The following is a 12765-nucleotide window of genomic DNA, read 5'->3' as shown; positions in this document are numbered from 1 at the left end:
GCATCGGATTTTCAATTCTTATGTCTTCGCTTCGCTCTATCGTATTTTTGCGCCATCTCAGAGTCGATCATGTCGTCGTATTCTAGGATTGCATCTTCATCTTTACTGCGCAACACCGCGAGGGGAGCGTGCAATGTCGCCAATCTCTCGTACCCTACCTCAAAATGACTTTCCTCTAGCTTTCTAGCGTTCTGCTCTAAGGCAACCATGATTGCCTCGTAAAACACAGTCACCATCACACCTCGAATGCCCATAGTCAACTTGAAGAGATATGGCCCCCATTTTTCCTTCTCCGCTTCCCAATCGATAGACTCAGGTAACAACTGATAGTCAAACAAAACCTTAAGTAACCTCAGAAATTCTTTGTCCTTAGCAGTACGAGGCAGGTTGAGTGGGAAACCACCAGCATTGCAACTACGGCGGCCAGCCTCCAGACTCTTGCTGAGCATCTCATTGGCCGCACTAGTACCACTTAACAACAAGGGGCACCTAGCTACGTTGGCCAACTGAATCACAAACTCCAGGAGATCCTTTCCTGTACGGGCGCTACGTTGCAAATCATCGATATGCAGAATTCCCAGAGAGTGGGTAGAAATTATTTGTGCGATATGCAAAATACTACCGGCAATGTTTTTACCTCCATGCTGCTTCCGGTACGAGGTTTCAGGATCACTGCCGAGTGCCAAATCAAGTTGAATTAGCAGGCTCTCGCAAAGTGCCCGAATCGCTCCATTTACCGGCGCGTTAACCGATATCCATACCAACTGTTTTTGCCTGAACGGAATACCTCTATATTCAGTGTGCCCAATAACTTGAGGGTAACGCTCCAAAATCGATAAGATGGTTTTTGTTTTCCCCATTCCACTTGGCCCAAGAACTGAAATACAGCGTCCGCTAGGAGTAGTTGAATTTGTATCTGCCATCCCTTTCTCGATCTTTTTCGCCATCTCTTTCTTGACGTTATCCAGCCATCTTTGAGTATCTGGCTCATTGGGTCGCTTCTGATTCAATGATTGACGCATCTCGATATCAATTCGAGTCGCCAACGAGACAGTAGTGTCAAAAGGGATGTTCAGATGTGTGATCAACGGTGCATCATGCATCCTTAAATGAGGTGGCAAATCAAGCGTCTCTTGAAGATTGATTTCAGGGTATCTCAAGAGAAAACTAACCCACTCCTTACGATCGAGAATTGGCGGAAGTGCTTCAATTAATGGGTTACCGATGTAGCGTGGATGTAGCCCATCTGTTCGATACTCGACCTTCTCCATCACCTTTTTTTCTCCAGCAAAGCATCAATGAAGGAATCTAATTCACTATGTACTTCATCTCTTTCAAGGGTAGCTTGTGGGGTAATTTCAGCATATTGATCAGCAGCGTCGTTCTCCCCAGAGATTTCGGCATCACGATTTTTGCGAATATTCTTCGTCCTCTCCGCATTTGATTTCGGTACGTTCGTATGGATGATCTTGGCTTGTTCCTTTGCTTCTTCAATCAAACTATTGGTAGCTCTGTTGACCTCATCTTTTATTTCCTGGTTTTCGAAGTTATTGATATCTCTTTGATTCTTCCGATCTGCATCAAGATCACCAACATCTTCGTGGGTAACAGGGTATTGCGACCGTACTTTTTTCCTTAAAAACACCTCTTGAAAATACGTCTCCCCCTCCATTTCGCAAAGTGCAATTTCTGGACATTCTGGAAGCGAAATCGCATTTGCATAGTGAATCTCACCGAATCCTGATGCTGCAAAACGCTGATCGTTGTTCATCCAGTCGGCAAAGTATCGTCGCCCATTAAGAACTATCCCCTCTGGATCGATCCTCAAAGCCTCAGGTTGCAAAACCTTCCTGACCAACTCATCTTGAGAAAAAATATAGGGCGATCCATGAAGATATTGAGTCCCCCAGTCCCAGTAGTTAAGAGGTATTGACTTCACTGCTTTGCCATAGATAGGGGGATTGATATGGCCGTGAAGCGACTTCGTCAGATTCCATTCCATTTGGTACAACACCATCATTCTCCAAAATTCGTGCAAAGTCAGAACAGCATCAAGTCGGTGATCTTTCTTTCCGCGCTCCATTTCGGCCTTGATCACTGCACCTGGAAGCCAATGAATTACCTTGTCATTAATAACGCCAAAAGTTCGCTCTACCAACGATTTCCAATCGCAACGGTATGCGGCTGCAACTGACCCGCTTACATTTACAGACTCAAGCAACTCTCTGCCGCCTTTTGAATGCAGCTCGGCTCGGTCATACAACAGAAATGACGGCCGCATACCTGCTCGAAAATGCTCCTCAAAATTTTCCAGCCCCAGATACATGAGAAGCTTTTTCTTGTCTGATAGCGCCAAATAGAATGCTTTCCTAGCTGCGACGGAATTTGGACCTGACAAGGTGACATAGATAGCCAGAATGAGCGAGCTATAGGCGTCGATTACCACGTAGACAACAGGCCGACCGATGATCTTCCCCCGATCAAATGCACTAACCAGGTATACATCTGCAACAGTAGAATCAATAACGTAGGTATGTCCTGGAAATGGAATCCGCTCTCTTGCATCTCCGCCAATCGCTCGCGACAGTCGGGTCCGTTTCGCATCAGGCATGTGGCGCACGTAGTAGTCAATGCCGTCAACCTCTTTTATGAGACTACGAAACTGGGCATACGATAGTCTTTCTGTCGCCGGATATGCTGCCTTCTTGAACGTCCCGTCGCTTTGCTGTACCACCTTGAAGGCATACAGAGAATAAAAATCTTCAAGCTGCTGTGATATCTTCCGCTTTCGATCCTTACCAACTGCCTGAATGTAAGAAATGACCAGATCCCGATGTTCTTGGCTATTGATTCCCTCGTAGCCTTCATACCCAGCCTTTACAATACTTCTTTTGCGCCCTAGTTTTTTCGTTCCGGCACGCTTCCGCCCGGCTTTCCCTCCGTTATGCCCTCGTTTCACCGCAGCCTCAAAATTGAGGCCTAACTCAAAATATCGAAAGATCAATCGCCTAGTCGTAGTCTCTGAGAAACTATGGCGACTTGCTATCAGTTTTATCGCGTCGCTCAGTGTTCGCTGTTCCAGCAAGTCCCGCAGCTCAAGTAAACAGAATTCACGAAGGATCGCTGCTCTATCACGTGCTACTTCCTCGTACCTCAGCGTTTTCATTTTTGCAGGCCTGGCCGCTACTTTTAATTGCGGTGGCTCACTACCACGAGAAACTAGTGATGCAGTCCCAGCCTTAACCGCACTGAGAACAACGCGTTTGGGAATCAAAAAGGGCATCTTGATTGAGGCTGCCGTGCCCCCGTGTATACGCTCGGGCATTGGGAACACGATGCAGTCGTTATCTTTATCCACCCATCGAAGGACTCTGTAGCGCGCTGGTCGCAAGCCTCCACCACGCCCCTTCATTTCGAAGATATCCAGCGGCTTCAATTCGACTTTCATTCATCCGTCCTCATGAACCGACGCAGCTCCGGCAACACAATCAGGGAGGGGACACTGCGGCTCCTTTTAGGCGCCAATACCCATGGCCACGCCAGATCGGCTTGAGGAGCTCGAAGATAGTCAACTTTTAATTCTCCAGTCCAGATGCAAAACTTCAGAAAGGTTACGGCCTCTTCCAGTGGAAGATCCAGCTCGCTCAACCTGTCATACATAGATAGCCGCGAATCTGTCGCCAAAATCATGTTGACCACGCCGTACACCTTTTCTTCATCTGGAAGAACTCCGGCCCAGTAATCGGTGAGCTTGAACGACGAGGCCCAGTCAAGCCAATGAATGACGGCATTGATCTTGACTGTCTTATCAGTGACGATCAGGAACATGACATTCCGCCGGCGCCAATAGGTACGTTCAATCCGCAGCAAATCCCACCCTCTAGAACCGCGCACAGGTAGCTGGTCGTGGTTCTTAACGTAGATTGCAATGTAATTATTTTGGCGAAATCGGAGAAGCAGGTCTGTAGTCAAGATCTTCTCTTCATCTCCACCCAGGTGCGGATGTTTAATCCCAAGATCCTTTGCAATACTCATCGACCCTGCCTTGAAAGCTCGCAAGGAGAACTCATCTTCGACGCCATCCCGAATCAATGGATACTGAGCCCGGCATTCGGCGCCAGCGGCGGCTGCCTGCAAAATCGTGAAACGTTCTAAGTCAGAAAGAAGATGGTGAGAAACGTACAGATCCAAGGGGCTACGCCAAATATGCGACCTCCCGTGACTACCGAAGTCATGTTTTCGAACTTGAATAAATGCTTGGTATTCCCGGCCACGGCCGAGGCCGCGTTTCTGTTTGATGGCGCGTTTTTGCCTAGAGATAGCGCTATTGGTTGATGCTCTCTTGTTCTTACTCATGTGTATGTTTTCTCATTAGCGTGCGTACGATTCGTACGGACGAACGAAGACATGAGTTAGCTTGACGAACTTGAGGAAGGGTCGGATAATGAGGTTTCCACGCCAGCATTATCTAGTATTCTGCAAGTTCGAAAAGCCAACCCTCGCGGTTGGTTTTTTGCTTTCTACATATTGTTTTTTACGTCTATAGCGTTCCAATTCTCGGGCAAATCATGCCCAGCTCTTTTGTCTGAACAAAATCCGCGAACCTCAATTTCATTGAGATCCGCAATCGCTTTGCATTCTATTAAAAAATGGCGGTCTCACTGCCCACAGTTGTGGGCATAAGAGAAAAAATATTTTTAGGCGAAACTCCTGCCCTTCTGATATGTACTTCGGTCGATTTAATTTTTTTGAAATTTATACTTTATGTAGCAGCGGTCTGCCTCATTCACATAAGGTCGCCAAATAGCTCACAAAGAAAAAAAGCCGCCCTTGAAAGGCGGCTTTTGTCGAATTAATATATATCAAACATCAATGGTATGGGTCCATTGCCCTCGAAAGCTAGTCGCGAGGTAATCGACAAGATTCCTGTGGCCATAAAACTGCAAACGCCCACCTGTGGTGTAAGCCAGAGCTGACTGATCTACTTGTAGGCCAGAATTTCGAGCCGCAACTGTCAGCTGTGTAAGTAGCCCGTCGTTATCGTTCGCAGTAGATCTCGCGTCAAAGACTGCGAAGTTAATCCATCCACCCGATGTTGAACGTTCTCGAAGATGCGCCATTCTGATTTTCATACAAATCCTTTCCGATATGAGCAATTTTCGCTTACCTTCGCGAGGTAATGCGGCTTACAGATCCGCCTGAACGGTACGCATAAAACAAAAGAAGAGAATTCCAGCAACGGTAATCCGGAAAATACCGATCAAGAAACCGTCCAGCTCCAGCTGGCTAAAAACAATACTCGTAAGTCCCTGATACTTATCTGGAGTCGTGAACCAACTAGCAAGATAATTCCAGATGGTGAAGAACAACAGCGCGGTGCACCAGCAAGAAAACTGCTTTTCTTCTGCTCCGCGGTTCTCAGCAACTATGGAGCTTGGCCCGTAATGCAGCATGATCGCGGAATAGATTGCTCGAACAGATGGAATCGTCACCGTCATGATTAGTGAAAACGAAGCCACAAAGAAGAACAAAGTCTTTACTGTCAACGAATGCATTGTGCTAAGCACATCCGCAATTGTCTTCGACATGACATCGACATTTTCATAGATCAACCAAATATCCAAATAGACGATAAATGCCATTGCCAAAACCAGTAGACGGAGATCTACTAACTTCTGCAATATGCCTCCAACCGTTTCTACAGCCTTCTCTGCTACGCTTTCACTGTTGCCAGACATGACTCAGCCCTTAAGTTAGACAATTAAAATCCCTCCTTCCTCACTGAACGACCGCACTCTCAAGTTCCGCCAGAAGCCTGATGACCACTATCCGGACACCAAGTAATCCTTCCGCCGCGAATCCAGAAATGAGCATGGCATGCATCCCTCTGGTGAATTGAGGGCGATACGCTAGGTCGCCCCAACCAGTCGTGCTCGATAACCCAATTCGGTCTCCGAGTCTGGTTAAGCGACAACTGAAACCTGTTGCCGCACCCCCCTGGACATTGGAAGCAAGCCCATTTTTTCTGGCCGCCGCCACGCACAACTACTAAAACTCCCGGTTTCAAATCACTTGGGCTCGGATGCCGATCCATGAATCTGATCGTCATATCCGGCTTCGGAATCAACTGTCCAGCGACCAGCAGCTTACGAACATAGTCGATAAACATAGTTAAGCTACCCGATCCATAAACGGTTCAACGTCACCACGTCCCCAATACTCCTTGCTATCACAAATTGGGCATTGCTCTTCGCTTTTGGCGCCTGGCATACGATCCTTGACCAAATCGAATCTGCGCACACGATTCCATGCCCACCCATCTGAGCCGCGAAAACTAACCAAAGCCTCAAGCAGCTCATCGACGGCCATGCACGCGGTAGACGTTGTAAAGGTAACCACCGCAGGAGCAGGATTTCCGCCCCCTCGTACGTAGGCCTCTCGCTTCTGCCGCTCGAACTCTTCTGGATTGGCTCTTCTCAAATCTTCTTCACGGGCCTTGACCGGATCAACGACCCCACGACACATCAGACACGGGGCACCTGGGAAAACCACCGTTGCCCTTCCGCTTAAATCCCTCACTTTCTCGCCTTGATCGCTTGGGCTAATAGCTAAGCCAAGATCAATTACCGGAATCAAGTAAAAATGCGAAAGGCGATTCAAGAACAAACGACCAGAATTGTCGTCTGTGCAGCCGAAAATTACATCGCAGGATTTCAATGCATCGCGAAAGGTGGAGTCCCCAACCCAGCCTCTCATAGGCACGACTTTTACCCCCAAACCTGCCTCAGCAATTTCCCGCATTACGACATCCACCTTTGAACGCATGGCATCAACGTCGGATCTCCTTGATCCGTGCAAACGATTGAGGTTTGTTAGCTCAGCAACATCGTCATCGAATAGAACCATATGTCCAATACCGAGCCTGGCCAACAGCATAGCTGTCGCACTACCGGTGCCACCACAGCCAACGATACCGATCCGCAAACTCCGCATAATCTTGTTTAATTCGGTACCGAATACCAATGCTTGTCGGTCCAAATGTTCAAGCCCTGTTACCGACGTCAGATGTTCATGCAATCGGAACTTCCGACCGACGACACGGAGCCGTTGCATAGAAAGCGGTTCATGCTGATCCACCCAAACACGGGCGACCAGACTATCAGAACCTGCCAGCAAAAGACTGAGCAACTCGGCAGATCGACCATTTCGATTTCTGGTCAACTTCGCCAATTCGCGTTCATTGCGATCATCCTGGCCAGAAAAGCCAGCAGGTCCGGTCGGATGGGTATGCACGATCGCGACCACCAACCCCTCTGCTTTGGCTTGACGGAGCAATCTAACGAACGAAGCCGTGGCCCAGGTGACATGCTGCTCATCTGCAGATATCAAATCCTCTTCGGGAACAGGGACAACAGCGTAGGAGGTATAGCGCCGGCGACGCTGCTTGCTCCACGGATCTGCCCGAATATCGCAAGCGCCGAATAACATGTACGCAGAGGCCTCAACGTTGCCAGGTCGAGCAAGCAATGACCGTAGTTCCGTCAAATGGCTTTCTTGGACTACTAAGTCTGGGCTCATCCGGCCACCTCCAAAGCATCTTCGATGCGTTTAAGCATTGTCCAAATTCCATCTACGCCCGGCCGCCAATCATTGTTGTGTCGCGACCAGCGCTGCCATGGCGTCTCCTGGAAAACGACAGCCTGATCTGCAGCCCGTGGGTACATGCGTGTCTCATTCAGTCGAAGCCATGGCAACGCATAAAACATGTCGGGAGCACAGTCAGGAAATCCTGCCGGTAGTACGATGAGAATGTCCGCATGTGCAACGTCATACTTTCCTTGAGGCAGCTTGAAGTCACGCAAGATGATGGCCTTTTGAGCACCCTCCTCAAGCTGCTCGTAAGGCAATCCCCGGTTTGCAAGGTAGCGCTGGCACTTTTTAGGGAGGTACTCCATCGCGTCAGCCCTCCGTCGTCGCTTTCAAGCCAGTAAAGAAACGCTCCACCCCTGGGGCACTGAGGTCGACGAGATCTTTATCACCGATAAGACGATCTTCGCCTCCGCCACGCATTTCCTGCCAGACCCCGTAGGCAACCGGATCAACGCCGGCGAGCTTTTTGAGTGTCAAGCCACTGATGAATTTCCCCCCCCACTCCACTTCGCGGTCATCCAGAATCATGCGATAGGAAGCATCACTGCGGAAGATCAGGAATTTCTCCACGCCGCTGGACCGGAGGTCCGTGGTCTCATCTTGTCTCAATCTCTCGAGCATGCCATTGGACAACACTTGGAAAACTTGATATTCCATCAACGGACGTACACCCGCCGCATCTAGCAACTGCAGCCCCGTAGGCACCGGGTCTGCGATTACACCAGGGCGATACTCCAAAGACTCGTTCCCAAACAGAACGCTGTAAGGCCCGTGATTGCGCACTGGCTTCCCATTGGCAACAGAATTAGAGAGATCAAAAACTTCGTTTTCTTGCGTTTGCATCATTAACTCCTTGTCGGGTGTCGGTCGCCCTTGCGACCACAATGCATATTTTATAGCTAAATTTTAGCTAGTCAATGGCTTTGACACGGCTATTTTTTAAACATACAATTCACTTGCGATAGTTCCTTTTAGATCAAGCAGTTAGCGAGGAGAGAAAATGGCGCAAGCCAAAAAGACGATGACGCTGAATCTCACCGACGCAGAGATGAATGCGCTGGAAGAGCTCAGCGAGAGAAAGGATCTTAGTAAGACCCAAGTAGTAAGGCAGGCATTGAAGCTCTACCAAATGGTAGAGATGCGTGTCGAACGGGGCGACAAACTATTTTTTGAAAACGGAGCTCAGGAGAGATCCGAACTGGTAATGATGCTATGAGCGTCGACAGATCACCCATTTTCCTTCTCAGAACAGAGACGGATGAACCAGTTAATGGCGAGATTTGGGATCAAATTACCGATCATCAAATTGCTGACTGGGAGAAAGAATGGCTCCCAAACTTAGCGGCCAATCTCAATCGGATGCAAAAAGCCAATATCCAAGCGTCCAGGTGGCCACAAAACGACTCCTGGAACTGGAAAGAAAAGACGGAAGCAGTTAAAGGATTTCTGGCTTTCCCCAGTATGTGCGTCGTATGCGATGAGGTTACACAAGGAATGATGTCACTGGACACATCCAATCGCCGCTGCCAAATCCCCTCCCAGCGCAATAAGGATCTAGCGTATATCCGCTGGATGGAGGTCGCCCCCTGGAATCGTAAAGAACTGATGTTGACGCCCCGATTCCGAGGTGTTGGCAGGTTACTCGTTGGAGCTGCGATCCAGCTAAGCATCCATGATGGATTTAAAGGGAGAGTAGGTCTTCACGCTCTACCGGCATCGAGCAATATTTTTACAAAATATGGCATGACAGATTGCGGGATAGATACTGAAGTGAAGAATCTGCGCTACTTCGAAATGACGCCGGAGCAAGCTGCGGCCTTCATCGAGAAAGGAAATCAGCCATGAAATTCGAATTCTCAAGAGACTGGTGCATTCGAATGGCTCGCTTCGATACCGGCGAGTCGGTAAGCGCGGGCCCATTAGCGTTGGATCCTGATCCGAAAAGTGTATTAGCAATGCTCTCAAGTTTGGAGCTAGAGAGGCCAAACATCGTATTCGGCCGCTTCATAAATCTTTTAAGAAGAAATAAGAAACTCTCTAGAGAAGCACTTGCCGAAAAAGTCGATATAGATATTTCTGAGCTTTTTGAGATTGAAACTGACAATAACTATTCACCTGAACCAAGAAGCGTCTATCAATTGGCCAAATTCTTTGATCTTCCAAAGAATCTGCTCATGCAAATATCAGGTCTAACAACTCAACGAAATGCTTATGTTATGAACGCAGCTGTTAGATTTGCCGCGCGCTCCGATACATCTACTGAACTATCCCCAGAGGAAAAGGCAGCTCTTGAAGCATTTATAGCAGTTCTAAACGACCAAAAAATAAGATAAACAGAGAAGAGCAATGGCGACTAATTTAATCCTATCTGCAAGGACGAGCCAAGATATTGATGGACGTGTAGAACGCATCATCAAAGGACTTGGAAATCCGGAGCCGCCATTGCATCTCGAGGACGTCCGTGAGTTACTAAAGTTAGACTTGGCGTTCTACACTGCTGACGATCCAGGGATTCTTAGCGAATCGATCAGCAAGATTAGAGTAGCGGGGCAGCAAATTCTTAAACGCCCCTCTCTTCTGAAGGAGGCGATAAAAAAATGGTCGCTTAAGGCGCTATATCTTCCTGACCGCAAACGAATACTGCTGGATAGCGATCTGCCACCTCTAAAGCACCGATGGAATGAGGCGCATGAAATTGGACACAGCTTGATACCGTGGCACGAAGAATTCATGCACGGAGACAATAGCCATACAGTTTCACCGGAATGCTCGGAACATATCGAAGCTGAGGCCAACTACGCTGCCGGTAGATTACTTTTTTTTCGGGAGCGTTTCGTGACTGAAGCTCGATCGGTACCTCCCAATCTGCAGTCTGTTCAACGCCTACATAAAGCCTATGGGAATACCTTTTCCTCGACCCTTTATCGCTACATCGAATGCGTCGGCCAAGAGATACCATATGTAGGCATAATTTCCGGTCATCCACATATTTCGCGTCGTGCAATTGATTTCAACCCATCAAAGCCATGTAAGCATTTTGTCCGTTCAACCGCCTTTGCCAAAAGTTTCAGCAAATTAGCGGAAACAGATCTATTCAGGATTCTTGAAGGCTATTGCGGAAGCCAGCGGGGCGGCCCCTTGGGAGCCGATGTCGCTGAACTTGTTGACGATAATGGAGACATACACCGTTTCGGATTTGAAACATTCTTTAATCGATACGATGGACTGACACTTGGCGTTTATCTTGGTCCTAAAATCACCAAAATTTTTATGCCAGGCATCTAAGAAAATCGGTACCGCTGCGCAGCTTATGAGAAGTCAGCCTTGCGTAAATGAATATTGCAGCGCGGCGCATTGAACTCGACATCGGCTTGGCCGGGCATCGCTAGTGAAGCCGCAATGCTGCGATGCTGCGCCAGCAAATCTTGGTAATGCCGATAACTCAGCAGGACGTGTTGCGTATTTCAGCAAGGGTGGACACCTAGTTCGGCGACGTGGACGCGTCTAGTTCAGTCGACGTGGACCGCTGAAAGGCCAAAAAATACTCAATCCCGATGGCCTATTGCTATTGCTCTAAGATGTCCGTAATGTGCCAGAAGCTGCCCTCACTAGAACGGGGACTCCGCGCGATACGATCCGTTTCGGCACTTACTTTGAGCCTCCGGGACGCGTACGAATAAAACGTCGAACCTTGGAGAGCGAGTGAACGTCTCCTATAAACTTGTTGAAACGCTGAAATTAGCTGAAATAACGTTGCTAAACTTGGCTTTCACACTATCCTTAACTGGCAAGGGTTTATTAATCACATGGAGTCTGAGAATTGAATAAAGCTGAAATCATCAACTAGGTCTCCACTGAGCATGAATTGTCGAAGGTTCATGCGCTCAAAAAGGAAGGACGCTTTTCCTTTGCAGATTTGGGAACATTTTCGGTCACAGAACGCGCCGCCCGAAAAGGACGTAATCCTGCAACAGGTGAACCGATCAAGATCAAAGCATCTAAGTCCGTACGGTTCAAGCCCGCGCCGGCGCTGAAGGAGCAGATTGCAAAGGTAAAACTCAAAAAATAATCCGCCACACCTGCCTTGGACTTCCCACAGCCGCAGCCTTAAATTGTCACTGCTCTGCGGCTGTTCTCCTAATGTTTACGTTCCTCTGAATGGGTCTTTTTAAAATCAAAAATCTCACTCAGAAAACTAATGAATGCTCGAACATTCGGATTGTTACGCCGACTTTCCGGCCAAACGACACTGATATTCGTACATTCAAGGCGATAGTCTCGTAAAAGGGGGACCAACTCTCCACGCCGAACTGCGGCCGAAGCGATGTAGGTCGCCAGCACGCCTATCCCACCTCCGCCAACTAAGACGGCCAAAAGGGCATCGCTTGTGTCTGCGACGATATTGGCCTGAGGCGTGATATCCACCGTTTTCTCCCCCTTCCTGAACTGCCAGCGCAATGGGTACCCAGAACTTTGGTACCGAAAATTAGCCGTGTCGTGCAGAAGCAACTCGTCATGATGCTTTGGTGTACCGCGCTGCGCAAGATAACCAGGAGATGCATAAAAGCCTAGCGAATTCGGTGCCAGAATGCGCCCCATTAGGCCGGAGTCGGGTAAGTCTCCTACTCGAACCGCAATATCGATGCCCTCAGCGACCAGGTCGACATAACGATCTGCCAAGCGTAAATCAATTGATAACCGCGGATAACGCAAACGCAATGTAGACAACGCGGGACCTAGCACATGAGTGCCAATGGGTAGAGGTGCGGCCACTTTCAACGTGCCGGCAGGCTCCGCGTGAACCGTGGCCGCAAACTGTTCTATTTCATCGAGTGCCTGCAACAGCCGCAGCACTTTTCCATGCAGATCAATCCCTTCCGGCGTCAAAGTCAATGAACGCGTGGTACGCGTGAACAAACGCAGTCCCAAGCGCGTCTCCAGCCGCTGAATGCTCTTTGTCACCGCCGATGGCGATATCGACAGCGTTCGTGCAGCGGCCGTAAAACTCCCCTGCGACGCTACGCGTGCAAACGCGATCAGGCCGGTAAGGCCTTCAATTCCAATATGTTCCGTCATGGAACATATGTTATGGCATGTAGTTGTGTTGTCAATGAC

At 48.7% G+C, this 12765-nt stretch carries 14 protein-coding genes; 5 read left to right on the top strand and 9 right to left on the bottom strand.

Annotated features, from left to right (window positions below):
* Window positions 1-11: 11 nt before the first annotated feature.
* From RC54_RS06035 to RC54_RS05995, 8 genes are all read right to left on the bottom strand, one after another.
* Entirely contained in the window at window positions 12-1271 is a 1260-nt protein-coding gene (locus tag RC54_RS06035) for an ATP-binding protein (RefSeq protein ID WP_061789762.1), read from the bottom strand.
* Window positions 1271-3448, bottom strand: coding sequence for a DDE-type integrase/transposase/recombinase (locus RC54_RS06030; RefSeq protein WP_061789761.1), 2178 nt, complete (start codon window positions 3446-3448; stop codon window positions 1271-1273). The genes RC54_RS06035 and RC54_RS06030 overlap by 1 nt, the downstream gene beginning before the upstream one ends.
* Window positions 3445-4356 carry a TnsA endonuclease N-terminal domain-containing protein gene (locus RC54_RS06025; RefSeq protein WP_061789760.1) on the bottom strand — a complete coding sequence of 304 codons (912 nt, stop codon included), beginning with the start codon at window positions 4354-4356 and terminating at the stop codon, window positions 3445-3447. Before RC54_RS06025 ends, RC54_RS06030 begins: the two co-directional genes overlap by 4 nt.
* 830 nt (window positions 4357-5186) lie before the next feature.
* Complete coding sequence (locus tag RC54_RS06015; RefSeq protein ID WP_061789759.1) at window positions 5187-5738, bottom strand: hypothetical protein; 552 nt, start codon at window positions 5736-5738, stop codon at window positions 5187-5189.
* A 59-nt stretch (window positions 5739-5797) separates the two neighbouring features.
* Complete coding sequence (locus tag RC54_RS25685) at window positions 5798-6094, bottom strand: ubiquitination-like system serine protease family protein (RefSeq protein ID WP_244216485.1); 297 nt, start codon at window positions 6092-6094, stop codon at window positions 5798-5800.
* A gap of 77 nt (window positions 6095-6171) precedes the next feature.
* The gene (locus RC54_RS06005; RefSeq protein WP_082803132.1) at window positions 6172-7578 is read right to left on the bottom strand and encodes a ThiF family adenylyltransferase; all 1407 of its coding nucleotides are present in this window, start codon (window positions 7576-7578) and stop codon (window positions 6172-6174) included.
* Window positions 7575-7955, bottom strand: coding sequence for an E2/UBC family protein (locus tag RC54_RS06000; RefSeq protein ID WP_061789757.1), 381 nt, complete (start codon window positions 7953-7955; stop codon window positions 7575-7577). Before RC54_RS06000 ends, RC54_RS06005 begins: the two co-directional genes overlap by 4 nt.
* A 4-nt stretch (window positions 7956-7959) precedes the next feature.
* A complete protein-coding gene (locus RC54_RS05995) occupies window positions 7960-8496 on the bottom strand; it encodes a multiubiquitin domain-containing protein (protein WP_208652670.1) in 537 nt (178 codons plus the stop codon).
* Window positions 8497-8650: 154 nt separating this feature from the next.
* On the opposite strand from RC54_RS05995, the gene RC54_RS05990 reads away from it, so the two are divergent.
* From RC54_RS05990 to RC54_RS05970, 5 genes are all read left to right on the top strand, one after another.
* A complete protein-coding gene (locus RC54_RS05990; protein WP_061789756.1) occupies window positions 8651-8866 on the top strand; it encodes a ribbon-helix-helix domain-containing protein in 216 nt (71 codons plus the stop codon).
* Window positions 8863-9495, top strand: coding sequence for a GNAT family protein (locus RC54_RS05985; protein WP_061789755.1), 633 nt, complete (start codon window positions 8863-8865; stop codon window positions 9493-9495). The genes RC54_RS05990 and RC54_RS05985 overlap by 4 nt, the downstream gene beginning before the upstream one ends.
* Window positions 9492-9983 (top strand): helix-turn-helix domain-containing protein, encoded by a 492-nt coding sequence (locus tag RC54_RS05980; RefSeq protein WP_082803130.1) that lies wholly within the window; start codon window positions 9492-9494, stop codon window positions 9981-9983. The genes RC54_RS05985 and RC54_RS05980 overlap by 4 nt, the downstream gene beginning before the upstream one ends.
* 13 nt (window positions 9984-9996) lie before the next feature.
* Complete coding sequence (locus tag RC54_RS05975) at window positions 9997-10935, top strand: ImmA/IrrE family metallo-endopeptidase (RefSeq protein ID WP_082803129.1); 939 nt, start codon at window positions 9997-9999, stop codon at window positions 10933-10935.
* Between the two features lie 580 nt (window positions 10936-11515).
* Window positions 11516-11719 carry an HU family DNA-binding protein gene (locus RC54_RS05970; protein WP_082803128.1) on the top strand — a complete coding sequence of 68 codons (204 nt, stop codon included), beginning with the start codon at window positions 11516-11518 and terminating at the stop codon, window positions 11717-11719.
* Between the two features lie 68 nt (window positions 11720-11787).
* On the opposite strand, the gene RC54_RS05965 is transcribed toward RC54_RS05970, so the two are convergent.
* Complete coding sequence (locus RC54_RS05965) at window positions 11788-12726, bottom strand: LysR family transcriptional regulator (RefSeq protein WP_061789754.1); 939 nt, start codon at window positions 12724-12726, stop codon at window positions 11788-11790.
* Window positions 12727-12765: the final 39 nt, after the last annotated feature.

The organism is Herbaspirillum rubrisubalbicans (assembly GCF_003719195.1).
In the GTDB taxonomy this organism is placed as follows: Bacteria; Pseudomonadota; Gammaproteobacteria; order Burkholderiales; family Burkholderiaceae_D; genus Herbaspirillum; species Herbaspirillum rubrisubalbicans.
This window is presented reverse-complemented; position numbering and strand designations above follow the sequence as displayed.